Origin of the sequence: Klebsiella sp. KTE92, assembly GCF_000398905.1 — a bacterium.
In the GTDB taxonomy this organism is placed as follows: Bacteria; Pseudomonadota; Gammaproteobacteria; order Enterobacterales; family Enterobacteriaceae; genus Klebsiella; species Klebsiella variicola.
In genome coordinates this window covers 610,031-633,612 of sequence record NZ_KB976100.1, presented here as the reverse complement: position 1 = coordinate 633,612, position 23,582 = coordinate 610,031, and the positions used below count along the sequence as shown (strand labels likewise).

Genomic DNA, 23,582 nt, shown 5'->3' with positions numbered 1-23,582 from the left:
GGGATGATTTATGCATATTAACTATCTGGCAGATGACGATCTGGCCTTTCTTCCTGAGTGCAGCGAGGCGCATCTGGAAGCTTTTACCCGTATTCTGACCCACGGCGAAAACGGCAAACCCCGCCTCTCCAGCACGCTGCTGCGCAACGAGACCTTTTTAGCAATGGAGGGCCACCCTGAACGCTATCGCCGCAACTGGCAGCTGATTGCCGGAGAGCTACAGCATTTTGGCGGCGACAGCATCGCCAACACCCTACGCCGCCACGGCAAATTTTATCGCGCGATCCTGCTGGATGTGTGTAAACGGCTGAAGGCGAAGGTCGACAAACAGATGACGACGCCGCAGATCGAACAGCAGTTACTGGAACATTTCCTGCAGCACAGCTGGAATAAGCTGGATGCGGAGCAAAAGGCACAATTTCTTGCCGCGGTGGATTGCCGGAGCCATGAGCTGGAAGATCTGTTGCCCCATCTGCTGAGGCACCGCAAGCTAAGCGAAGGGGTCGCCCTGTTGCTGGACGAGCGCTTAACCGCCATTCTGCGCACCCATGCCGCCGTAAGCGTTATTGGTCATGGTCTGGTGCGCGGCGCCGGGCTGGGCGGGCCGCTCGGCGCCGCGCTGAACAGCGTCAAAGCGGTGAGCGGCAGCGCTTACCGGGTCACCATCCCTGCGGTCCTGCATATTGCCTGTTTACGGCAAATGATCCAGCCGCCGTCGGGCGCAACAGAAATTGGTGAAAAATACCCCGCCAGATCATAGACAGCCCTTCAGCGCCTCATTATTATGCCGCGCCCCGCCGCCAAGTCGCGGGGTAATGCTTCCCTTTTAATGATAATTTTGAGGAATTATGGGCAACACTAAGTTGGCTAATCCGGCACCGCTGGGCCTTATGGGCTTCGGCATGACCACTATTCTGCTTAACCTGGCGAATAGCGGCCTGTTCGCATTCGATGTAGCTATCCTGGCGATGGGCATTTTTTACGGCGGCATTGCGCAAATTTTTGCCGGCCTGCTTGAATACAAGAAAGGCAACACCTTTGGCTTAACCGCTTTTACCTCCTACGGCAGCTTCTGGCTGACGCTGGTGGCTATCCTCCTGATGCCGAAAATGGGTCTGGCGGAAGCGCCTAACGCGCACTTCCTCGGCATGTACCTCGGCCTGTGGGGCGTCTTTACCCTGTTTATGTTCTTTGGCACCCTGAAAGCAGCCCGCATGCTGCAGTTTGTCTTCCTGAGCCTGACCGTGTTGTTCGCGCTGCTGGCGATTGGTCATCTGGTGGATAACGAAGGCATTGTGAAAGTCGCTGGCTGGGTCGGCCTGGTTTGTGGCGCCAGCGCTATTTACCTGGCGATGGGTGAAGTGCTGAACGAGCAGTTCGGCCGCACCGTGCTGCCGATCGGCGAACCACGTTAATCGTCCGCCGCCGTCCTGTCACAGGGCGGCGGCAGGTCATCATCGGTAAACCAGACTCAACGCTGCAGTTCCCCTTCCGGCAATCCCGCCGACGCCGTCATCCCCTGACGCAGCCAGATACCTAATCCTAGCCCCATCAGCGAGAGGGCCAGCACATACCAGGCTGGCGCCATCGGCGACACGCCCATCAGCATGGTGACCGCAATCGGCGTCAGGCCGCCAAAGATCGCGTACGACAGGTTGTAGGAAAATGAGATGCCGGTGAAGCGCACTTCAGCCGGGAAGGCCCGCACCATGACATAAGGCACCGCCCCTACCACCCCGACGCAGAGCCCCACCGTGCCGTAGAGCAGAAACAGCCGCTGCGGGCTGGCGCCGGACAGGTGGTAAAATGCCCAGCTGGCAACCGCCAGCAGCAGGCTGCCGACGATGAAAGTCCGGCTGGCGCCAAAGCGATCCGCCGCCAGCCCGGCGAGCAGACAGCCGATGCACAACATAATCGTGGCGATGCTATTGGCCTGCAGGGTAATCGCCGGCGCGAAGCCATAGTGTTTCTGCAGCCAGACCGGCGACATCAGGATCACCACCACCACGCCTGCCGACAGCAGCCAGGTCAGCAGCATAGAGATCACCACCGCCTTCTGGTGCTTCAGCGCTACCGCTTTTACCGGCAGCTCCTGCGCCAGCGCTTTACGCTGCTGCATCTCAAGAAAAATCGGCGTCTCCTGCAGCCAGCGACGCAGATACATCGCAATCAGACCAAATACACCGCCCAACAGGAAGGGGATCCGCCAGCCGCCGTCGTGGATCCCCTGCGGCGTCAGGCTGGTGTTGATAAGCGTCGCCACCACCGACCCCAACAGAATGCCAACCGTCAGGCCGGCCGTCAGCGTACCGCAGGCGATACCAATGCGTTTTTCCGGGACATGCTCGGCGACAAACACCCAGGCGCCAGGAACTTCCCCGCCGATCGCCGCCCCCTGCAGAATACGCATCAGCAGTAACAGCAACGGCGCGACGATGCCCACCGAGCTATAGGTTGGCAGCAGGCCAATCGCCAGGGTCGGCAGCGCCATCAGCAGGATGCTGAGGGTGAACATTTTCTTGCGTCCCACCAGATCGCCAAAGTGGGCCATGATGATCCCCCCCAGCGGGCGCGCCAGATAACCGGCGGCGAAAATGCCAAAGGTTTGTACCTGACGGAGCCATTCGGGAATATCTGCGGGAAAGAAGAGCTCACCGACGACGGCGGCAAAGAAAACGAAAATGATAAAGTCATAAAACTCCAGCGCGCCGCCCAGGGCGGCCAGCGTCAGCGTTTTATAATCCTGGCGGTTTAGCGGTCGGTTTGCATATGACATAACGCGATTTCATCCTGAGGTGTGCAGCGTGATTTATAGCGTGTAAAGTAAACAGCACTATATCGTAAATAAAACGGCACACCATCAGCGATGCAGGTTATGTCACAAATGCATTAAATTCAGGATAAAGTTTCGCGCCTGGCGCTCTTAGGACGAAATGCTTCTACCACACGGCCATCGGTTTCCACATAAGGCCCCTCCAGCAACTGTACACAATAAGGTACACTTGCAAAAATACCGTGCACCAGTACCTTGCCGTCAGCATCTTTTACCCCTTCCAGGGTCTCCTGAATCGCTTTCGGTTGTCCGGGAAGGTTGAGGATCAACGCCTGCTTGCGGATCACCCCGACCTGCCGGGAAAGGATAGCCGTCGGCACAAAGTGTAGGCTAACCTGGCGCATTTGCTCGCCGAAGCCCGGCATCTCGCGATCGGCAATCGCCAGCGTTGCGTCAGGCGTCACATCGCGACGCGCAGGGCCGGTTCCGCCGGTGGTCAGCACCAGATGGCACCCCATCTCGTCAACCAGTTCGCACAGCGTTTGCTCAATGATCACCTGCTCATCCGGAATCAGGCGGGTTTGCAGTTCGAAAGGGGTGGTGAGGGCACGCGCCAGCCACTCTTCCAGTGCCGGGATGCCTTTATCCTGATAGACGCCGCTGGAGGCGCGATCGGAGATGGAAACTAAGCCGATTCGTAAGGTATTCATGGTTATTCCGTTCAAACTGTGGCGTTAAACGAAATGATACACTGCCGGAGGCGGGACAGACAGTGTAATGTGGCCGACGGGCGTCGGCCACCTGCGGGATTACAGCAGTTCGCCGATCATTTTTTCCAGTTTTTCCTGGTCGATCGCAAACTTACGGATACCTTCCGCCAGTTTGTCTACCGCCATCGGATCCTGGTTATGCTGCCACAGGAACTCAGATTCGGTAATACGTTCCGGACGCGCTTTCACTTCGCCGGTATAAACCAGTTTACGCTCAACGGCGCCTTCGCTTTCAGACAGCTCTTTCAGCAGCGCCGGGGCGATGGTCAGGCGGTCACAGCCGGCCAGTTCCAGGATTTCGCCAACATTACGGAAGCTGGCGCCCATCACTACGGTTTCATAGCCGTGCTGCTTGTAGTATTCGTAGATTTCGCTGACGGAAACCACGCCCGGATCTTCTGCCGGCGCGTACTCTTTCTTGTCGGTGTTGGCTTTGTACCAGTCGAGGATACGGCCAACAAACGGCGAAATCAGGAAGACGCCCGCTTCGGCGCAAGCGCGAGCCTGAGCGAAGGAGAACAGCAGCGTCAGGTTACAGTTGATGCCTTCTTTTTCCAGCTGTTCAGCGGCGCGAATGCCCTGCCAGGTGGAAGCCAGCTTGATAAGAATACGATCGTTGCTGATGCCCGCGTCGTTATACAGCTTGATGATGCGCTTGGCTTTCGCGATAGACGCTTCAGTATCATAGGAGAGGCGTGCATCCACTTCAGTGGAAATACGGCCCGGGATCAGTTTCAGGATTTCGAGACCGATGTTCACCGCCAGCTTGTCGGAAGCATCGAGGATCTGCTGCGCGCGATCGCTGCTCTGGCTACGTGCCCAGGCCACAGCGTCATCAATCAGCTTACGGTACTCAGGGATCTGAGCCGCGCCGAGAATCAGGGAAGGGTTGGTGGTGGCATCCTGAGGCTGATACAGCTTCATTGCCGCAATATCTCCGGTGTCAGCGACGACAGTGGTGTACTGACGCAGAGAAGTTAATTTATCCGTCATGATATATTTCTCTTAAACAGCAGTTAAGGGGATGTAACCGGTCTGCCCAGATGATAACACGCTGCCGGGTCAGCGCAACCGCCGACGAGAGAAGAGCGCAGAGTGTGATAAACTGTGCCGCTTAATTTGCTGAAAGCGAAAGGATTGTCACTTAATTGGTAACGCTTACACAAGCGTACCGGCATGGACAAGAGGATGTTTAATGCCTGATTTTCTCTCATTTATCAATGAAATACTCTGGGGCTCAGTGATGATTTATCTGTTACTGGGGGCGGGGATCTGGTTTAGCTGGCAAACCCGGGGTATTCAGTTCCGTTACGTGCGCAAATTCGGCCGCAGTCTGAAAAAAAGCCTGCACCCGCAGCCAGGCGGTTTAACGTCCTTCCAGGCGCTCTGTACCAGTCTTGCCGCCCGGGTCGGCAGCGGCAACCTTGCCGGGGTGACGCTGGCGATCGCCGCCGGCGGGCCTGGGGCCGTATTCTGGATGTGGGTTTCCGCCCTGCTCGGCATGGCCAGCAGCTTCGCTGAGTGTTCTCTTGCGCAACTATACAAAGAGCGCGACAGCCAGGGACAGTTTCGCGGCGGCCCGGCGTGGTATATGGCGCGCGGTCTCGGCATGCGCTGGATGGGTGTCCTGTTTTCGATCCTTCTGCTGCTGGCCTATGGATTTATCTTTAATACCGTGCAGGCCAACTCGGTGGCCCATGCCCTGCACTATGCGTTCGATCTGCCAGCGGCAGTCAGCGGCGGAGTGCTGGCCATTTTCGTTTTCCTGGCCATTCTCCGTGGCCTGCGCGGCGTGGCGCGCCTGATGCAATGGCTGGTGCCCATCATGGCGCTGCTGTGGATCGCCACCAGTCTGCTCATCGGCCTGTGGCACGTCACCGCCCTGCCGACCATTTTTGCCACCATCTTTCGCTGCGCCTTCGGCTGGCAGGAAGCCGCCGCCGGCGCGGTGGGCTACTCCATCAGCCAGGCACTGACCAGTGGCTTCCAGCGCGGCATGTTCTCCAATGAAGCAGGGATGGGTTCTTCGCCTAACGCCGCCGCGGCCGCCGCCTCCTGGCCGCCGCACCCGGCAGCGCAGGGGATCGTGCAGATGATTGGCGTGTTTATCGATACCATCGTGATCTGTACTGCCAGCGCGATTATCGTCATGCTGGCGCCGCGCCCCGACAATGAATATACGCTCAATGGCATTCAGGACTTGCAACATGCGATGAGCGTGCTGGTCGGCGGCTGGGGAGCCGATTTTATCGCCCTCATCGTGCTGCTGTTCGCCTTTAGCTCTATTGTGGCCAACTACGTGTATGCGGAAAATAATCTGGTCTTTCTGCGTCTGGATAAGCCTCGCTACATCTGGGGGCTGCGAATACTCACCGTCCTGATGGTGCTGCTGGGGACCCTGGTAAGCCTGCCTGTCGTCTGGCAGAGCGCGGATATCATCATGGCGCTGATGGCGATGACCAACCTGACGGCCATCCTGCTGCTTTCCCCGACGGTGCGGATTATCGCCAGCGATTATCTGCGCCAGCGGCGGCTGGGTATCCAGCCCACTTTCGATGCCGCCCGCTACCCGGATATTCACCAGCAACTGGCCCCGGGCGCCTGGAATGAACTGCCGCGCGAATAGCGCGGCAATCGCAGCTATCGATCCCACCATGCACTTTTTTTGTTAAAATTCGTCGAAATTACCTGCAAGGACTGGATATGCTGATTCTGATTTCACCTGCTAAAACGCTCGATTATCAAAGCCCGCTGGCAACGACTCGCTATACCCAGCCCGAACTCCTCGAGTATTCTCAACAGCTTATCGGCATCGCTCGTAAGCTGACCGCGCCGCAAATCGGCAAGCTAATGAGCATTAGCGACAAGCTGGCGGATCTGAACGCCACCCGTTTCCACGACTGGCATCCTGACTTTACGCCGCAAAATGCCCGCCAGGCGATCCTTGCCTTTAAGGGCGATGTCTACACCGGCCTGCAGGCAGAGACGCTCACCGAGGACGACTTTGACTTCGCCCAGCGACACCTGCGCATGCTCTCCGGCCTGTATGGCGTGCTGCGCCCGCTGGACCTGATGCAGCCCTACCGCCTGGAGATGGGGATCCGTCTGGAAAACCCGCGCGGCAAAGATCTGTACCAGTTCTGGGGCGAGACCATTACCGAGAAGCTGAATCAGGCGCTGCAGGCTCAGGGCGACGATATCGTCATCAATCTGGCTTCCGATGAGTATTTTAAATCGGTGAAAACGCAAAAATTGCAGGGTCAGCTGATCAAGCCGGTCTTCCTCGATGAGAAAAACGGTAAATTCAAAGTGATCAGCTTCTATGCGAAAAAGGCGCGCGGTCTGATGAGTCGCTACATTATCGAAAACCGCTTAACCCAGCCGGAGCAGCTCAAAGCCTTTAATAGCGAAGGCTATTTCTTTGATGCGGAGGCTTCGGAGAAAGGTGAGCTGGTGTTTAAACGCCACGAGCAGTAGGCCTCGATGCCCCCGGCCTCTCAGCGGGGGCAAAGATGATCAGTCGTCGTGGTGATGCCGCTCGTGCCCATGGCCATGATGGCCTTGATCGTCATCATCGTCGCGATCATGGTGGCGATAATCATCATGCGGGCGCCAGCGATCGTCACGCCAGTCATAATGGTGAGCCCACCAGTCACGATCGCGCCAATGATCGCCATCCCAGTAGTGCCCATAATCATCGCGATCGCCGATTTGCAGCTTCACCGCCGGGAGCAGGGTGATTTCGTCGGCATGAACCAACGCAGGAGCGACCAGCAATATAGAAAGTGCCAGCAAAGCAGATTTCAGCGTTGTCATAAGTGACCTCTTCTATCCGTCCCCGTTATGGGCCGATAGCAAAATATTAACGCCACAAAACTATTCTGATTATTCTCTGCAATCTGAATCTAGAGTGCGCCGCATTTATTGCTCGTTCGTACACAATATCTCCATCTTCGAGCGTAAAAAAACCGGGCACCAGGCCCGGTTTAGCTGGTGGATGAACGACAATACTAGCCCATCATCAGCTTACGCAGCGCGGCGAAATCCGCTGGCAGATTGTGGGACAGCAGCGGCAGGTCGGCGCGGTCAGCCAGCTCCTTCGGCAGCGGCAGGGTTTCCTGCAGGATCTCTTCCACGCTCTCTTTGAATTTCGCCGGATGCGCGGTACCGAGGAACAGGCCGTACTCTCCCGGCTGCAGCTGATCGCGCAGCGCGCGCCAGGCAATCGCCGCGTGCGGCTCAGAGATGTAGCCGATGGCCTTCAGCTCGCGCATCGCCGCTTTGGTGGTCTCATCATCAACCGCGGCGTAACCCAGCTCGCTCAGGCGCCAGATTTTACGGCGGAACAGCTCCTCGACGCGCGGCCAGTTGTTCGGCTGGCTGACGTCCATGGCGTTAGACAGCGTCGCCTGGGTGGCTTTTGGCGCCCACTCGCCACCCTGCAGATAACGGGGAACGGTGTCGTTCGCGTTGGTGGCGGCAATAAAGCGCTTAATCGGCAGACCCAGCGACTTGGCCAGCAGACCAGCGGTCAGATCGCCGAAGTTGCCGCTTGGCACGGAAATCACCAGCTGATTGCGAGCTTCCTGCGGCAGCTGCGCCGCCGCTTCGAAGTAGTAGCAGATCTGCGCCAGCAGGCGGCTGATGTTGATGGAGTTAGCCGAGTTGAGCCCCAGCGTGGCCTTCAGCTCTTCATCGTCAAACGCCTGCTTCACCAGCGCCTGGCAGGCATCAAAGTCGCCATCAATCGCCACGGTTTCAATGTTGCCGCCGAGGGTACAGAACAGCTTCTCCTGCAGCGGGCTGATCTTACCGCGCGGATAGAGGATCACGACCTTAACGTTCGGCAGACCGTAGAAGGCATGCGCCACCGCCGCCCCGGTGTCGCCGGAGGTTGCGGTGAGAATGGTGACCGGCTTATCGCCGGCGATATGGGTCAGCATCTGCGCCATAAAGCGGCCGCCAAAATCTTTAAACGCCAGCGTCGGGCCGTGGAACAGCTCCAGGCAGCCGACATCGTCCTGAACCTTGCTTACTGGCGCCGGGAACGCAAACGCTGCGCGCACCCGCTGCTGCAGGACATCCTGCGGGATCTCATCGCCGATAAAGGCCGATAAAATTTTGGCGCTGCGGGTGACAAAATCCTGCGCCAGCATGTCGTCGATTTCAGTCAGGCTGAATTCCGGCAGATCGTGCGGAAAGAACAGACCCTGATGCTTGCCAAGTCCCTGGGTGACGGCCTGCGCAAAGCTGACCTGCTCGTTATGATCTTTTAAGTTATACAGTTTCATTGGTTATCCCACTACGCGTGCGCCCGCCGTGTCCAGCCGGCAAATATGAACAAAGCCTTCCTGATTCTGCAGATAGTGCGCGCCAAGCCAGTCGGCGACGCGCTGTGCGGTGTCCGGTTTATCACACAACGCAAACAGCGTCGGGCCAGAGCCGGAGATGCCGCAAGCCTGCGCACCGATCTCCATTGTCGCCTGGCGCGCTTCGCTAAAGCCCGGCAACAGTTTGGTACGGTACGGTTCGGCAATGACATCTTTCATCAATTTTGCCGCCAGCTGCGGCTGGCGGGTGTAGCAGGCATGAATAAAGCCCGCGAGGTGGCGACCATGGGCGATACAATCCTGGCGGCGGTATTGTGCCGGCAGAATCGCCCGCGCTTCGGCGGTGGATACTTTAATCCCCGGATAGGCCAACACCCACAGCCACTCATCAAACCCCGGCACCTGCTGGCTGATAATCCCGTTCTCTTCGATCATCAACTGCATGCCGCCAAGATAGCACGGCGCCACGTTATCGTAGTGAATGCTGCCGGAGATACGCCCTTCCATCTCCCCCATCAGCGCCAGCATCCGCGTCTCGTTGAGCGGCTTACCGCAGAACTCGTTCATGGCCACCAGCGCGGCGACCACCGAGCAGGCGCTGGAGCCAAGCCCGGAGCCGATCGGCATGTTTTTTTCCAGGGTCATCGTCACCGGTACCGTCTTACCGATCTCCCGGCAAAAGCTTTCCCAGCACTGATAAACAATGTTTTCCTGCGGCGCCGTCGGCAGTTTGCTGGCGAAGCGTCCCAGATTGTGCAGACTGAATTGCTCTGCCGCTTCAACAGTGACGTTATCGCCCAGCAGCGTGCCATCCACCGGCGTGACCGCCGCGCCCAACACATCAAACCCGACGCTCATATTGGCACTGGAAGCCGGGGCATATACTTTGACCATCTTAAACTCCTAACTTCCAGGACAAGGTGCGCAGCAGGTCGGCAAATACGCCGGCCGCCGTGACGTCGTTCCCGGCGCCATAGCCGCGCAGCACCAGCGGCAGTGGCTGATAATAGTGGCTGTAAAAGGCCAGCGCGTTCTCACCATTTTTGACTTTGAATAATGGATCGTTGCCGTCAACGGCGGCAATTTTCACGCGGCAGGTACCATCCTCTTCGATGTTACCGACGTAGCGCAAGACTTTACCTTCATCACGTGCCTTAGCAACCCGCGAGGCAAACCCATCGTCCAGCGAGGGCAGACGGGTCATAAAGGTTTCGACGTCGCCGCTGGCGTCGAAGTCCGCCGGCAGCGCCGACTCCACGATAATGTCTGACAGCTCCAGTTCACGCCCGGTCTCACGGGCCAGAATCAACAGCTTACGCGCGACATCCACCCCGGATAAATCGTCGCGCGGATCCGGCTCGGTATACCCCATCTCACGGGCCAGCGCCGTCGCGGCTGAGAAACTCACCCCCTCGTCCAGCTTGCCGAAGATAAAGGACAGAGAGCCGGAAAGGATCCCGGAGAAGTGGCGCAGCTCATCGCCCGCGTTGAGCAGGTTCTGCAGGTTCTCAATCACCGGCAGGCCAGCGCCAACGTTAGTGTCATAGAGGAACTTACGGCGCGAGCTGCTGGCCGCATGGCGCAGCTGGTGATAGTAATCCAGCGAAGAGGTATTGGCCTTTTTGTTCGGCGTCACCACATGGAAACCTTCGCGCAGGAAGTCGGCGTACTGATCGGCGACCGCCTGGCTGGAGGTACAGTCGACGATCACCGGATTGAGCAGGTGGTACTCTTTCACCAGGCGGATCAGACGGCCAAGATTAAACGGCTCTTTCGCCTCAGCCAGCGCTTCACTCCAGTTCTCCAGATTCAGGCCATGAACGCTGGTCAGCAGCGCCTGAGAATTGGCTACACCGCAGACGCGCAGATCGATATGTTTGTTCTTCAGCCATCCCTGCTGGCGCTTGATCTGCTCCAGCAGCGCGCCGCCGACGCCGCCGACGCCGATGACAAACACTTCAATCACCTGGTCGGTGTTGAACAGCATCTGATGGGTCACGCGCACGCCGGTGGTGGCGTCGTCATTGCTGACCACCACCGAAATAGAGCGCTCGGAAGAGCCCTGGGCAATCGCCACGATATTGATATTGGCGCGGGCCAGCGCCGCAAAAAATTTCGCCGAGATACCGCGCAGGGTACGCATCCCGTCGCCCACCACGGAGATGATGGCCAGACGCTCCATAATGGCCAGCGGCTCCAGCAGCCCCTCTTTCAGCTCGAGATAAAACTCATCTTCCATCGCCCGTTTGGCACGCGCGCAATCGCTCTGCGGCACGCAGAAACTGATGCTGTACTCCGAAGAGGATTGGGTGATCAATACCACCGAGATGCCAGCGCGGGACATGGTGGCGAAGACGCGTGCCGCCATGCCGACCATACCTTTCATCCCCGGACCGGAGACGTTGAACATCGCCATATTGTTGAGGTTAGAGATGCCTTTCACCGGCAGGTCGTCTTCATCGCGACTGGCGCCGATGAGCGTTCCCGGCGCCTGCGGGTTGCCGGTATTTTTGATCAGGCATGGGATCTGAAACTGAGCGATAGGGGCAATGGTGCGCGGATGCAGCACTTTCGCGCCAAAGTAGGAAAGCTCCATCGCCTCCTGATAAGACATTGATTTCAGCAGACGCGCATCTGGCACCTGGCGCGGATCGCAGGTATACACCCCGTCGACATCGGTCCAGATTTCGCAACAGTCCGCGCGCAGGCAGGCGGCCAGTACCGCCGCCGAATAGTCGGAGCCGTTACGCCCCAGCACCACCAGTTCGCCCTTCTCATTGCCGGCGGTAAATCCGGCCATCAGGATCATATGGTCTGCCGGGATCTGGCTGGCGGCAATGCGGCGGGTGGATTCGGTGATATCGACGGTGGATTCCAGATAGTGGCCCACGGCGAGCAGTTTTTCGACCGGGTTAATCACACTGACTTTATGTCCACGGGCTTCCAGCAGACCCGCCATGATGGCGATGGAGAGCTTTTCGCCACGGCAGATCAGCGCGGCATTAACCCCATCCGGGCATTGGCCCAGCAGGCTGATGCCGTGCAGGACATGCTTAATCTGAGCAAATTCCTGCTCAACGAAGGCTTTCAGTTGGGCAAGCGGGAAAGCGGGCTGGGCATCGGCAAGGCCCTGGAGAAGTTCGGCAAAAATGCGTTCAGCGTCGGCAATATTCGGGAGGGCATCCTGGCCACCGATCGTTTTTTCAATCATCGCCACCAGGTGGTTGGTGATCTTCGCCGGGGCAGACAGTACGGTCGCTACCTGCCCCTGCCTGGCATTACTCTCCAGAATATCGGCAACCCGCAGAAAACGTTCCGCATTTGCCACTGATGTACCGCCGAACTTCAACACTCGCATGGTTCTTACCCCTTGATCTCTTGTCAAAAAAAAAGCCCGCACTGTTCAGGTGCGGGCTTTTTTCTGTGTTTCCTGTACGCGTCAGCCCGCACCGTTACCTGTGGTAATGGTGGTGGTGATAATGGTGGTAATCATGCCGATGCGATTCATGGATGTTGTGTACTCTGTATTTTTATCTGTCTGTGTGTCCTGCCTATATTGGTTAAAGTATCTGCCTTCTTAAGTCAATGAATTTCTCAATTAACCCCATTTCAGCCAGCTTACGTATTGCGCCGTCATGGCAAGAAAAAACATCCAGTTCGGCGGAATTTATCCCACAAAAACAGCACAGATAACTATAACTAAAAAATATGATAGAGCTTTATTCTGGTAGGTTTTTTTCAATATCATGCAGCAATCGATGCAACATTGCCGTGTCGCGCTGCTGCAGCAGCCCCATTCGTTGCGCCAGCCAGTCGGCCAGTTTGGCATCCTCTTCCACGCCTAAACGCGAAAGCAATGCCTCGGTGCGGATGCGTAACGCCTGCAGCTGATGATGATCTGCCGCGGCGGCGGCGGGAGCCGTTTGTTGCATAAGCGATGCTAATTGATAACAGTAGACCATCACCGACTGGCCGAGATTGAGCGATGGATAATCCGCTACCATCGGCACGCCGGTGAGCACATCGGCCAGGGCCAGCTCCTCATTGCTCAACCCGGAGTCTTCACGGCCAAAAACCAGCGCCGCGTGCGTCATCCACTGCGCCTTCTCCTCCAGCAGCGGCAACAGTTGCTGCGGCGTGGCGTAGTAATGAAACCGCGCGCGACTGCGGGCGGTGGTGGCGACGGTAAAATCGACGTCGTGCAGCGCCGCAGCAAGGGTTGGATAGGTAGTGACGCCATCGAGGATATCACCTGAACCATGCGCCACCCAGCGTGCCGCTGGCGCCAGGTGGGCTTCACTGTCCACGATCCTGAGATCGCGAAATCCCATCGTTTTCATTGCTCTGGCAGCGGCACCGACGTTTTCTGCCCGGGCTGGGGCGACTAAAATAATCGTTAAACGCATTGCGGTTTCTTTCTCTCTCTCAGGCGTTGGTGAAGCGCTGGCCCCACCATTTTACGCGGTGAAAATTTACAAATTTGCAACAAAAATCACTAAAATTGCGTTTGCTTACCCATAAAAAAATCTAAACTGTTCTCAGGAGGCCATGACGAGGAGTATGTTAACAGAACCCATTTATCCATATGATGGGCAATGAAATTTCATCTGAGCCATCGTTCCATGCATTGGATTCACTGTATTTATTAATTTATCCACGCAACTAGTTGAGCTGTGTAAGGATTGTGACTATAAAGAGCATGACGATGCAATGATTTCACAAGACTGTTAACGTGCTACAATTGAACTTGATATATGTCAACGAAGCGTAGTTTTATTGGGTGTTCGGCCTCTCTTAGCCTGTTATGTTGCTGTTAAAATGGTTAGGATGACAGCCGTTTTTGACACCGTCGGGTCCAGAGGGAAAGTACCCACGACCAAGCTAATGATGTTGTTGACGTTGATGGAAAGTGCATCAAGAACGCAATTACGTACTTTAGTCATGTTACGCCGCGCATGTTAATTTGCGACATGCAGCAGGCAGGTCAGGGACTTTGGTACTTCCTGTTTCGATTTAGTTGGCAATTTAGGTAGCAAACATGCAGACCCCGCACATTCTTATCGTTGAAGACGAGTTGGTAACACGCAACACGTTAAAAAGTATTTTCGAAGCAGAAGGTTACGATGTATTCGAAGCGACCGATGGCGCGGAAATGCATCAGATCCTGTCTGAAAATGATATCAACCTGGTAATCATGGATATCAACCTGCCGGGTAAAAATGGTCTTCTGCTGGCGCGCGAGTTGCGTGAGCAGGCTGACGTCGCGCTGATGTTCTTAACCGGCCGCGACAACGAAGTGGATAAGATCCTTGGCCTCGAAATCGGCGCTGACGACTATATCACTAAACCGTTTAACCCGCGTGAGCTGACCATCCGCGCGCGCAACCTGCTCTCCCGTACCATGAATCTCGGTACCGTGAGCGAAGAGCGCCGCAGCGTGGAGAGCTACAAGTTCAATGGTTGGGAACTCGATATCAACAGCCGCTCACTGGTGAGCCCGAACGGCGAGCAGTACAAGCTGCCGCGCAGTGAATTCCGCGCGATGCTGCACTTCTGCGAAAATCCGGGCAAAATTCAGTCTCGCGCCGAGCTGCTGAAGAAAATGACCGGTCGCGAGCTGAAGCCGCATGACCGTACCGTTGACGTGACCATTCGTCGGATTCGTAAACACTTCGAATCCACTCCGGATACCCCGGAAATCATCGCCACCATTCACGGTGAAGGCTACCGTTTCTGTGGCGATCTGCAGGAATAATGCGTTTTATTCCGCAGTCATGATGTGAAAACGGCGCCTCAGGGCGCCGTTTTTTTATGTCGTCACTCTTTCCAGAGGCGCAGCTTGTCGTCATCGGCAGCCGGCGGCGGGGGCGCACTGCCTTTCGGTAACGATAACGCATACCAGTCCACCCGGCGGGTCAAAAACATCAGGACGCTCAGCGCCAGTACCAGTACCCCGGTACCCAGCAGTAGCGCGCTGTCCTCGGAATGCAGCAGAAACCACATCACACCATCCAGCAGCAGCAGCGCGGCGACAAACAGCAGGCTGTTACGCCATCCCCTGAGCACTGCCTGTAAATAGACCCCGTTCATCACCGCGCCGGACAGGCTGGCCGCCAGCCAGGCGGCGGTAAATCCAACATGCTCCGAGAGCGCCAGCAGCACCAGGTAAAACAGCACCAGCGACAGGCCCACCAGCAGATATTGCATCGGATGCAGGGGACGACGGGTCAGGCTCTCGAACACGAAAAAGGCCATAAAGGTGAGCCCGATTAACAGGATGGCATATTTTGTCGCCCGATCGGTTAGCTGGTACTGGTCGGCAAGCGACATCACATCGGCACTGAACGCCGGCAGTCGCGACCACGGGATCTCCATATCATCCTTAAAATAGCTCCCCATATCGTTGGCGAACCAGCTGCTTTGCCAGTGGGCGCGATAGCCGGCAGCACTCACTTCCCGTTGCGTTGGCAGGAAGCTGCCGAGAAAGCCGGGATGCGGCCAGTTACTGGTTAACTGCAGCTCGCTGTTACGCCCGATCGGCACCAGTGAAAACTCTCCCGTCCCGTTCAGATCGAGTGAAAAGGCAATCTCAAGCGGCTTGTTGTCCTCCGCCAGCGCAGGCATTGGCATATGAATACCTGCGCCATCGCCGCTTATCCCCAGCCCCGGCTCCACGCTTAATACGTTACCGTTGACCTCCGGGGCATGGATGGCGCCAATGCCGCGGGCATCGCCGACGCTCACCACCAGCCGCGGCGGGCCTAAGACGATATTCGTTTTTCTCAGCGCCGCCAGACGCAGCGGATCAAACGAGGCCTTAATCTGCAAGGCGTTATGCCAGACCTGGCCGCTGTAGATGCCCACCCTCCTCGACTCCACGGTCTGTTTGCCGGTGACCGCCAGCGACTCCGGCAGCCAGTAGTACTCCCAGCTCCGCTGATAGTTGACCTCTTTTTGGTTCTCCATGCGGGACAAGGTCTCGGTCACCGGAATGGCGATCAGCGGCCCGGCGAGTTTTTGCGAGCCACTGGTGCTCAGCTCAATGGCGTCCACCACCTCGCTGCGATAATCCGCTCGCTCATTAATAAGCTCCCTGACCATCATTAACGGCAAAGATAACAGCACAACACAACCGATTAACGTGGTGATTTTCCAGAATAACGGTGATTTCAACATAGCCTTTCTCCCTATCGTGATGACGTCACTGTAGGACGGCTATGTGGGGGGAATTTGAAGCTATGTGAAGGGACGGTGAAGTCGCAGCGTGGCGACCACGCCGCCTTCGGGCCGATTGTGCAGATTGATATCGCCGTGATGCAGGCGCGCGACTTCACGAACGAACGCCAGCCCAAGGCCGCTGCTCTTATGGCCGTCTTCACGCGGCAGCGAATAGAATCGCTCAAAGATTCGTTCCAGGGCATAGTCCGGAATACCGCACCCGTTGTCGATAACGCTCAATTGCACCTCTTCATTTCGCTTCTCCGCAGCCAGGGCGATCTCGCCGCCCTTGGGGGTAAAGTCAATCGCGTTGTCGAGCAGATTACCCAGCGCCTGGGCCAGCAGCTCGCCATCGCCATTGACCAGCATCCCACTCTCCCGCCAGCGCAGGGTGATAGCTTTCGCCGCCAGAGCGATGTCACGCTCCTCCGTCAGCCGTTGGTATAGCGCATCTATCGACACCGGCTGCGGCTTTATCTCCAGCCGGCTTTCCAGTCGCGCCTGCTGGAGCAGCCGCTCCACCAGCAGTTGCATCCGGGTGTTTTGCGCGAGGATATTATCAGTAAACCGCGCCGCCACAGCAGGCGGCGGCCCTTCGCGCAGGATCTCCGCCGCGCCGCGGATGGCCGCCAGCGGGCTTTTCAGTTCATGGGTCAGGTCATAGACATAGTTTTCGATGGCATTCTTACCTTCGAGCTTTACCCGCATGCTCTCCAGGGCCTGGGCCAGCTTGCGCAATTCGCTGCTGCCAACCTCCGGCAGCGGCAGCGGGCGCTCAGCGGTCACCGAGTCCGCATAGCGCACCAGCTTGCCGATAGAGAAATTGATCCACCAGACGACGCCGACGCCAATCAACAACGCAATGCCCAGCAGGGCGCCGCCGGCCCAGAGGATCCGCCGTTCGCTGCGCTTGATGACCGGCGTCATCGCCAGGTTGGGTTTACCGACGCTCAGCACCCCGATAATCCGCCCCTTATCCATCACTGGCGCGGCGATATACATGACTGAGCTGGTTTCATCATGCGGATCGCTGCGCGTACTGCGCGCGCCGTACTGGCCGCGCAGGGTGAGCCAGACGTCATTCCAGCGCGAATAGTCCTGCCCTGTCGCCTGTCCGCTGGAGTCAAACACTACCTTGCCCCTGGCATCGGTCAGATAGACACGGTACTCATTACGCACCTTTTTAATTCCGCCAATGTGGGCGTTGATCGGCTGCTGGTTGAGCTGTTGAAAGGCCTGAGCCAGCCTGCCCTGCTGCGGATTTGCCGCCAGCAGGTCCTCACGCGCCAGCGCCGCCAGCAGCGTGGCGGTATCGTTGAGGGTCCCCTCCGTCGCCCGGCGCACGCCCGGCTTCACTTCCTGGACAAAGATCGACAGCACAAACCACGCGGCGATAGCGACGATAAGAAAATAGCCCAGCAGCAGGCGCATGCCGATACGCATCAGCCACGCCCCAGGCTGTAGCCCATGCCGCGATGGGTATTGATCGGCGTAACCTCGGGATTCACGGCCCGCAGCTTGGCGCGCAGGGTTTTGATATGGGTATCGACGGTACGGTCGAGGCTTTCCCAGGCATCGCTCCACACCAGCTCCATCAATTGCTGACGGGAGAAGACGCGACCAGGCGCGTGAAGCAGGGTTTTCAACAGCAGGAATTCGTAGCGCGTCAGGTTCAGCGGCTGGCCGAACCAGCTTATCGACGCCGCCTGCTCATCGAGCACAAACTCGCCGACGCGCACCACCGGCGAAGGCGCGGCAAACTTCTGCAGTCGCCGCAGCACGGTTCGCACCCGCGCGCAGACTTCGCGCGGCGAAAACGGCTTGGCGATATAATCGTCAGCGCCGATTTCCAGCCCCAGCAGCTTATCGACCTCGTCGCTCCGCGCCGTCAGAAACAGCACCGGCAGCGCCGGATAACGCGTCTGCAGGCGCCGACAGAGCTCAAAGCCGCTGATATCCGGCAAGCCGACGTCAAGGATGGCGACATCGGGCGCCTGATGCGCCGCCGCCTCCAGCGCGGGCAACCCGCGGCCAAAGACGGTGACCTGGAAGCCCTCCTGCTGCAGCGGGTAAACCAGGGTATCAGCGATACTCTGTTCATCCTCAACTAACCAAATCCGTGGCTGCTGCATGCGCGCTCCCGTTTATTTATTCCATGGCATGATCGGCACGGCGCTGATGGCGTTCTTCGGCGAGCCATCAACCACTTTATCCGAGTAGGTCAGATAGACCAGCGCATTGCGCTTCGCATCATAGAAACGCACGACCTGCAGTTTTTTAAACACCAGCGAGGTGCGCTTCTGGAACACCACGTCGCCCTGGCTTTTGCCGTTTTTGATTTTGTCCGTCAGCTCAATCGGCCCGACCTGCTGGCAGGAGATGGCCGCGTCGGAGGTATCTTCCGCCAGCCCCAACCCGCCTTTGATCCCGCCGGTTTTCGCCCGGCTGATATAGCAGGTCACGTTCTGCACATCCGGATCGTCAAAGGCTTCGACGACAATTTTGTGATCCGGCCCTAACCATTTGAAGACCGTATCCACGGAACCAATCTGCTCCGCCTGAGCCATCTGGCAGCCGGCCAGCAGCAGCAGGCCCATCGCAAACTTCTTGTATTTCATATTGTTACCATTATTAAAAAATATAGCTGAGTGATTATCACGCACTTAGCAGAAAAGGTTTATAGATCACAGCTTTACAAAATTATCGTTCAGCTCCACTGACCTTCCGCATTTAAAAGCAAAAAAAACACTGAATGCTAAAACATCAAAAAATGCTATTATCCGCTACTTTAATATCAGGCACCTGTGTTTAAGGATGGGGACATTTTATGGATCAAGCAGGGATTATTCGCGATCTCCTTAGCTGGCTGGAAGGTCACCTGGATCAGCCGCTTTCTCTGGACAATGTGGCGGCGAAGGCAGGTTATTCCAAGTGGCATTTACAGCGAATGTTTAAGGATGTCACCGGCCATGCCATCGGTGCCTATATTCGCGCGCGCCGGTTATCGAAATCTGCTGTCGCATTACGTCTAACCGCCCGTCCAATCCTTGATATTGCGCTTCAGTACCGTTTCGACTCCCAGCAGACCTTCACCCGGGCATTTAAAAAGCAGTTCTCGCTGACGCCGGCGCTCTACCGCCGCTCCCCGGACTGGAGCTCGTTCGGTATGCGTCCGCCGCTGCGTCTTGGCGAATTCACGCTGCCAAAACATGAATTTGTCGCCCTGCCCACCACTCAGTTGCTCGGCGTCACCCAGAGCTATACCTGTAAGCTCGAGGAAATCTCCGATTTCCGCAACCAGATGCGCGTCCAGTTCTGGCGGGACTTCCTCGGCAATTCGCCGTCGATCCCTCCGGTGCTCTACGGGCTGCATGAGCCGCGTCCGAGCCTGGAGAAAGACGATGAGCAGGAAGTGTTCTATACCACTGCGTTGACGCCGGAGATGGCTAATGGTCATCTGCAGAACGCCCACCCGGTCACCCTGGAGGGCGGCGAGTATGTCATGTTCACGTATGAAGGACTGGGCACCGGCCTGCAGGAATTCATCCTGACGGTCTACGGTACCTGCATGCCGATGCTAAACCTGACCCGTCGCAAGGGGCTGGATATTGAACGCTTCTACCCTGAAGATGAAAACCGGGATCAGGCTACGCCGATTCAGTTACGCTGCGAGTATCTGATCCCGATTCGTCGTTAACGCTGCAGCTCGTCCATCGCGGGGGCGTCAAGATGCGAGACGTCGCCCGCCGTTTCCACCACCCAGCCGGAAGCCAGCCACGGGCTTTGCTGATAGTCAACGCGCGAGATAGAGCAGTTGCGCAGTCGCAAACGACGCTCAGCGTATGCCGGCAGCCCTAAAATCGTGCTTACCAGGCAGCCCAGCGCAATCCCATGACTCACCAGCAGCGGTCGGCTACCGGCCGGTAATTCCAGACAGGATGCCAGCGCCGCATGCATCCGCTCGCTGAGCTCCTGCATCGATTCGCCCTGCGGAATACGGCCATCCGGCGTGCCGTTGACCAGCTGGCGACGCCAGCCCTCTTCTTCGTCGCTGAGCGAGTCGATATGGCGCTTCTCCAGCACCCCCATATCCAGCTCGCGCAGACGCGCATCGGCGATCACGCTGCAGCCGCAGGCTTCGGCGATAATCTCTGCTGTGCGGCGGGTTCGTCCCAGATCGCTGGTAATAATATGGGTGATCCCCAGCGTTCTGGCGCGCTCGCCAACCTGCCAGGCCTGGCGCTCACCGTGTGCGGTCAGCGGGCTATCGGACTGACCCTGAATACGTCGCTCGGCGTTCCACTGCGTTTCACCGTGGCGAACAAGGTATACCTGTAACATGCTTTTTTTCCGTTCTGGACTCGTTATCAACCGGGTTTGGGCATTACCGCCTGCCCTGAGGGTGATTTAGAGTATACTGCGATGACGTTAGTTTATTCTGAGTTGTTTTGATTATGCACCATGTTGTCTCAGCGACCACTAATCCCGCCAAAATTCAGGCAATTCTGCAGGCTTTTAACGAGATTTTCGGCGAAGGATCCTGCCATATCGAGTCCGTCTCCGTCGAGAGCGGCGTGCCGGAACAGCCCTTCGGCAGCGAGGAAACGCGCGCTGGCGCACGAAATCGCGTCGCCAATGCGCGTCTTGTCCAACCCAGTGCCGATTTCTGGGTGGCCATTGAGGCCGGTATCGACGATGGCAGCACCTTTAGCTGGGTGGTCATTGAAAGCGCTGATCGGCGCGGAGAAGCGCGCTCAGCCACACTGCCGTTACCTGAGGTAATTCTTGAGCAGGTTCGCGCTGGTGAAGCCCTGGGACCGGTCATGTCGCAGTATACCGGCATCGACCAGATCGGTCGTAAAGAGGGAGCGATTGGGGTTTTCACCGGTGGAAAATTAACCCGCAGCAGCGTTTACCATCAGGCGGTCGTGCTGGCGTTAAGCCCGTTTCATAACGCTATTTATCGCTAGTCAGCAGCGTCTGTTCCAGCCACTGACGCAGTTCGGCCGGCGCTGATTTCAGGCTGTTCGACCCGCGGGTAATGGTCGCAATCCCGGCGCCGAGCTCATTTTTCAGCTCGCGCTGGCTCATCTCGCCGCGCAGCAGCTCTTCAATAATGCGCACCCGGGTGCCCAGCGCTTCGCGCTCGTCGGGGGTCAGCATCAGCTGCAGCAATGGCAGATGCAGATCCTCAGCATAGGCCTGCTGTAACAGCGCCACAAAGCGCAGCCACTCCTGATGACGTTGTTCGGCAACGGCCGCGGAATAAGGAGATTGTTGGGTCATATCGCGCCACCATATTGAGACGGGCAGCTTACGCTGCCCGTCGAATGTACTCTTCAACGAGTACAAAGCATAACATACTTCCCGGCGATCAGTAACGCTGCCGCCACTCCGCATCGCTGAACAGCTTATCCTGCTGCCCCATAAAGTAACGATAGTAGGCATCATAGGAGAGGACATTCTTCACGTAGCCGCGGGTTTCAGAGAACGGAATACTCTCGACAAACGCCACCGCATCGATCCGTCCGGCGCTGTTCCCCTGCCAGGTACGAACCCGGCCCGGCCCGGCGTTATAGGCCGCCGAGGCATAGATACGGTTATTGCCGAACTGCTGGTAGACATACTGCAGATAGCTGGTGCCGATGTTGATGTTGGTTTCCGGATCCAACAGCTGCGACGGGCCGCTGTAGCCGGGAATGCTGAACATGCTGACGGTATGCGTCGCGGTGCCCGGCATAATCTGCATCAGTCCGCTGGCGCCAACCGGCGAGCGCACTTTCGGGTTCCAGGCACTCTCCTGGCGGGCAATCGCCATCGCATAGCTCTGCGGGATATCTTTGCCACTGATGTAACGCGCGAACAGATCGTTATACGCCAGCGGGAAGCGCTCCTCCAGCTGATCCCACAGTTTGCCGGCGATCGTCGCCTGCACGCTCAGATCCCACCAGTGCTGATCAAAAGCGTAACGCGTCAGCTGCGCCTGCTGGGATTTGGTTCGGCTGGTGACGAGGTTCGCCCATTCGGTGCGCGCGGTGTTATCCATATTCCAGTACATCAGCTCGCGTACCCGCGCCATCTCCGGACCGGAAGCCAGCGCCGGATCGATCGTTCCCGAGGCTTTATCGATGCGGAAGGTATACTCCTCGCCAAGTCGCTGCGCAGCGACCATCGGATAGAAGCCTCGCTGTTGCATCAACGAGCGAAGGATCGCCTGCGCCTCCTCGTCCCTACCGCGCTCCAGCAGCAGATCCGCTTGCCAGTAGCGCCATTCGTCTTTCTCTTTCGCCTCCATCGGCAGGCGCGCCAGCCAGGTGTTCAGACCATGGCGATCGCCCGTCCCCAGCGCCATCCGCACGCGCCGCTCCACCAGCGGCGTGGACTGTGAGCGCATGATCGCGTCATCGCGCCAGATAGCCTGCTCTTCGGTTACATCGGTACCCATCAGGCGCCAGGCGACAATATCACGTAGCTCCTGAGTCTGATCCTCATTGAGCTGCTGAGCCTGCACCAGCGAAGGGATCATCAGGCGGGCATTTTCCACATCCTGACGGGCGACGCTGGCGAAGGCGACGGCGGCCATCTGACGGGTAAAGTCTGTCGCCCCGGTGGTGCGGGCGAAGGTCAGAACGCTGTTTGGATCGTTAGCCAGGGCGACGACGGCGGAAGCGATGCTCTGATAGTTGCCGGGCATTTGCTGAGCCAGCGATTTGACCAGCCCGATATTGCCGGCCTTCATCGCCAGGCGGATCCGTTCGAGATAGGCCAGCGGATCCTGCTGTCCGGAGTCACGCCAGGCGCTGAACAGCGGCTCACAGGCGCCAGGCTGGTTCTTGCCCGTCAGCCACAGGTCTTTCGCCCCGCTCCAGGCTTCCTGCGACTGCCCCACGCTCAACTTGGCGTAGTAATAGTTGCACTGTGCCTCGGTGCTGGTCGGCTTATCGGGACTAAACGCCAGTAGGCCGCGCCAGTCGCTGCGCCGGGCCAGTTCATTCACGAAGCGCGAACGTAAGGAACGCGCTGGGGGCAGCGTCGGATTGGCGTCAATAAAGTTTTTCACCACCAGCGCCGGCTGGTTCATCAGATCGTCGGTGATCTGCCGGTACTGCAAATAGGGGTACAGGGGATAGGTGCTTAACGTGGGCATCAGCTGGTCGACCACATCCATCTGCCGGTTATCCCACGCCTGCTTAATTTGTGCGTAGCGGTTGCGCTGTTCATCCAGTGAATCCGCATGCGCCAGCTGACTCAACGTCAACAGACCAACGCTGGCAGCCAAAAGACGCCACGCCATTTTTTTGGCTTTTTCCACAAGCTCTTCCTCTTTCCGGTGCATTTTCGCAGCATCGTGCCGCTTAAAAGCCCCCGCCGGTTCGGCAGGCAGCTTTACTTATGCTAATCAGACAACGCTAAACGCGCCATGTCCTGGACATTTTTTTACGCTTCTGTGAATCCTGTCGCCTCGCTGGGATTAGCGCGCGAAAAAGGCTA

At 57.6% G+C, this 23,582-nt stretch carries 24 protein-coding genes and 1 other annotated feature; of the genes, 7 read left to right on the top strand and 17 right to left on the bottom strand.

From position 1 onward, the window contains the following. Nucleotides 1–10 precede the first annotated feature (10 nt). Together msyB and satP are read left to right on the top strand one after the other, a co-directional pair. Nucleotides 11–760, top strand: coding sequence for an acidic protein MsyB (msyB, locus tag A1WC_RS21945; protein ID WP_016160274.1), 750 nt, complete (start codon nucleotides 11–13; stop codon nucleotides 758–760). Between the two features lie 88 nt (nucleotides 761–848). Continuing rightward, complete coding sequence (gene satP / locus A1WC_RS21950) at nucleotides 849–1,415, top strand: acetate uptake transporter (RefSeq protein WP_012542907.1); 567 nt, start codon at nucleotides 849–851, stop codon at nucleotides 1,413–1,415. 56 nt (nucleotides 1,416–1,471) lie between these two features. Here satP and A1WC_RS21955 read toward each other — a convergent pair whose 3' ends face one another. The 3 genes from A1WC_RS21955 to tal form a co-directional block, all read right to left on the bottom strand. Then, nucleotides 1,472–2,776 carry an MFS transporter gene (locus tag A1WC_RS21955; protein ID WP_016160273.1) on the bottom strand — a complete coding sequence of 435 codons (1,305 nt, stop codon included), beginning with the start codon at nucleotides 2,774–2,776 and terminating at the stop codon, nucleotides 1,472–1,474. A 119-nt stretch (nucleotides 2,777–2,895) separates the two neighbouring features. Beyond that, nucleotides 2,896–3,483 (bottom strand): molybdopterin adenylyltransferase, encoded by a 588-nt coding sequence (mog, locus tag A1WC_RS21960; RefSeq protein ID WP_008807503.1) that lies wholly within the window; start codon nucleotides 3,481–3,483, stop codon nucleotides 2,896–2,898. Nucleotides 3,484–3,582: 99 nt separating this feature from the next. Next, on the bottom strand, nucleotides 3,583–4,536 hold the full coding sequence (gene tal / locus A1WC_RS21965; RefSeq protein WP_004204228.1) for a transaldolase: 954 nt from the start codon (nucleotides 4,534–4,536) through the stop codon (nucleotides 3,583–3,585). 202 nt (nucleotides 4,537–4,738) lie between these two features. On the opposite strand from tal, the gene A1WC_RS21970 reads away from it, so the two are divergent. Both A1WC_RS21970 and yaaA read left to right on the top strand, forming a co-directional pair. After that, nucleotides 4,739–6,169, top strand: a complete 1,431-nt coding sequence (locus A1WC_RS21970; protein WP_016160272.1) for an alanine/glycine:cation symporter family protein — start codon at nucleotides 4,739–4,741, stop codon at nucleotides 6,167–6,169. Nucleotides 6,170–6,246: 77 nt separating this feature from the next. Next, nucleotides 6,247–7,020 carry a peroxide stress protein YaaA gene (gene yaaA / locus A1WC_RS21975; RefSeq protein WP_008807505.1) on the top strand — a complete coding sequence of 258 codons (774 nt, stop codon included), beginning with the start codon at nucleotides 6,247–6,249 and terminating at the stop codon, nucleotides 7,018–7,020. A 39-nt stretch (nucleotides 7,021–7,059) separates the two neighbouring features. Here the strand turns inward: yaaA and A1WC_RS21980 are convergent, their stop codons facing one another. From A1WC_RS21980 to yjjY, 7 genes are all read right to left on the bottom strand, one after another. Continuing rightward, nucleotides 7,060–7,359: a DUF2502 domain-containing protein gene (locus A1WC_RS21980; protein WP_012968980.1), complete on the bottom strand. Its 300-nt coding sequence runs from the start codon at nucleotides 7,357–7,359 to the stop codon at nucleotides 7,060–7,062. Between the two features lie 194 nt (nucleotides 7,360–7,553). Further along, nucleotides 7,554–8,834, bottom strand: coding sequence for a threonine synthase (thrC, locus tag A1WC_RS21985; RefSeq protein ID WP_008807507.1), 1,281 nt, complete (start codon nucleotides 8,832–8,834; stop codon nucleotides 7,554–7,556). Between the two features lie 3 nt (nucleotides 8,835–8,837). Next, the gene (gene thrB, locus A1WC_RS21990; RefSeq protein WP_008807508.1) at nucleotides 8,838–9,767 is read right to left on the bottom strand and encodes a homoserine kinase; all 930 of its coding nucleotides are present in this window, start codon (nucleotides 9,765–9,767) and stop codon (nucleotides 8,838–8,840) included. A 1-nt stretch (nucleotide 9,768) separates the two neighbouring features. Next, entirely contained in the window at nucleotides 9,769–12,231 is a 2,463-nt protein-coding gene (gene thrA / locus A1WC_RS21995; RefSeq protein ID WP_016160271.1) for a bifunctional aspartate kinase/homoserine dehydrogenase I, read from the bottom strand. Nucleotides 12,232–12,256: 25 nt separating this feature from the next. Further along, nucleotides 12,257–12,374: a sequence feature (Thr leader region), on the bottom strand. Beyond that, complete coding sequence (thrL, locus tag A1WC_RS25680) at nucleotides 12,313–12,381, bottom strand: thr operon leader peptide (protein ID WP_004222578.1); 69 nt, start codon at nucleotides 12,379–12,381, stop codon at nucleotides 12,313–12,315. (Overlaps the previous feature by 62 nt.) A gap of 211 nt (nucleotides 12,382–12,592) precedes the next feature. Then, on the bottom strand, nucleotides 12,593–13,279 hold the full coding sequence (locus tag A1WC_RS22000) for a tRNA/rRNA methyltransferase (RefSeq protein WP_008807510.1): 687 nt from the start codon (nucleotides 13,277–13,279) through the stop codon (nucleotides 12,593–12,595). Between the two features lie 396 nt (nucleotides 13,280–13,675). Next, the gene (gene yjjY / locus A1WC_RS27385) at nucleotides 13,676–13,816 is read right to left on the bottom strand and encodes a protein YjjY (RefSeq protein WP_001541509.1); all 141 of its coding nucleotides are present in this window, start codon (nucleotides 13,814–13,816) and stop codon (nucleotides 13,676–13,678) included. A 95-nt stretch (nucleotides 13,817–13,911) separates the two neighbouring features. Between yjjY and arcA the strand changes: the two genes are divergently transcribed. Next, nucleotides 13,912–14,628 (top strand): two-component system response regulator ArcA, encoded by a 717-nt coding sequence (gene arcA / locus A1WC_RS22005; RefSeq protein ID WP_002887843.1) that lies wholly within the window; start codon nucleotides 13,912–13,914, stop codon nucleotides 14,626–14,628. 62 nt (nucleotides 14,629–14,690) lie between these two features. Here the strand turns inward: arcA and creD are convergent, their stop codons facing one another. The 4 genes from creD to creA are packed head-to-tail and all read right to left on the bottom strand — an operon-like array spanning nucleotide 14,691 to nucleotide 18,709. Next, nucleotides 14,691–16,049 (bottom strand): cell envelope integrity protein CreD, encoded by a 1,359-nt coding sequence (gene creD / locus A1WC_RS22010; RefSeq protein ID WP_016160270.1) that lies wholly within the window; start codon nucleotides 16,047–16,049, stop codon nucleotides 14,691–14,693. A 60-nt stretch (nucleotides 16,050–16,109) separates the two neighbouring features. Continuing rightward, nucleotides 16,110–17,534: a two-component system sensor histidine kinase CreC gene (creC, locus tag A1WC_RS22015; RefSeq protein WP_016160269.1), complete on the bottom strand. Its 1,425-nt coding sequence runs from the start codon at nucleotides 17,532–17,534 to the stop codon at nucleotides 16,110–16,112. Further along, nucleotides 17,534–18,223, bottom strand: coding sequence for a two-component system response regulator CreB (gene creB, locus A1WC_RS22020; RefSeq protein ID WP_016160268.1), 690 nt, complete (start codon nucleotides 18,221–18,223; stop codon nucleotides 17,534–17,536). Before creB ends, creC begins: the two co-directional genes overlap by 1 nt. A gap of 12 nt (nucleotides 18,224–18,235) precedes the next feature. Continuing rightward, on the bottom strand, nucleotides 18,236–18,709 hold the full coding sequence (gene creA / locus A1WC_RS22025) for a protein CreA (protein ID WP_012542917.1): 474 nt from the start codon (nucleotides 18,707–18,709) through the stop codon (nucleotides 18,236–18,238). Nucleotides 18,710–18,918: 209 nt separating this feature from the next. Here creA and robA point away from each other — a divergent pair, with 209 nt between their 5' ends. Further along, nucleotides 18,919–19,788: an MDR efflux pump AcrAB transcriptional activator RobA gene (gene robA / locus A1WC_RS22030; protein ID WP_008807515.1), complete on the top strand. Its 870-nt coding sequence runs from the start codon at nucleotides 18,919–18,921 to the stop codon at nucleotides 19,786–19,788. Here the strand turns inward: robA and gpmB are convergent. Beyond that, nucleotides 19,785–20,432 (bottom strand): 2,3-diphosphoglycerate-dependent phosphoglycerate mutase GpmB, encoded by a 648-nt coding sequence (gpmB, locus tag A1WC_RS22035; RefSeq protein ID WP_008807516.1) that lies wholly within the window; start codon nucleotides 20,430–20,432, stop codon nucleotides 19,785–19,787. The genes robA and gpmB overlap by 4 nt on opposite strands. Before the next feature lie 113 nt (nucleotides 20,433–20,545). Between gpmB and yjjX the strand changes: the two genes are divergently transcribed. Then, nucleotides 20,546–21,061, top strand: a complete 516-nt coding sequence (yjjX, locus tag A1WC_RS22040; RefSeq protein ID WP_008807517.1) for an inosine/xanthosine triphosphatase — start codon at nucleotides 20,546–20,548, stop codon at nucleotides 21,059–21,061. On the opposite strand, the gene trpR is transcribed toward yjjX, so the two are convergent. Together trpR and sltY are read right to left on the bottom strand one after the other, a co-directional pair. Next, on the bottom strand, nucleotides 21,048–21,377 hold the full coding sequence (trpR, locus tag A1WC_RS22045; protein WP_012542918.1) for a trp operon repressor: 330 nt from the start codon (nucleotides 21,375–21,377) through the stop codon (nucleotides 21,048–21,050). The genes yjjX and trpR overlap by 14 nt on opposite strands. Nucleotides 21,378–21,465: 88 nt before the next feature. Beyond that, nucleotides 21,466–23,403: a murein transglycosylase gene (sltY, locus tag A1WC_RS22050; protein WP_016160267.1), complete on the bottom strand. Its 1,938-nt coding sequence runs from the start codon at nucleotides 23,401–23,403 to the stop codon at nucleotides 21,466–21,468. Nucleotides 23,404–23,582: the final 179 nt, after the last annotated feature.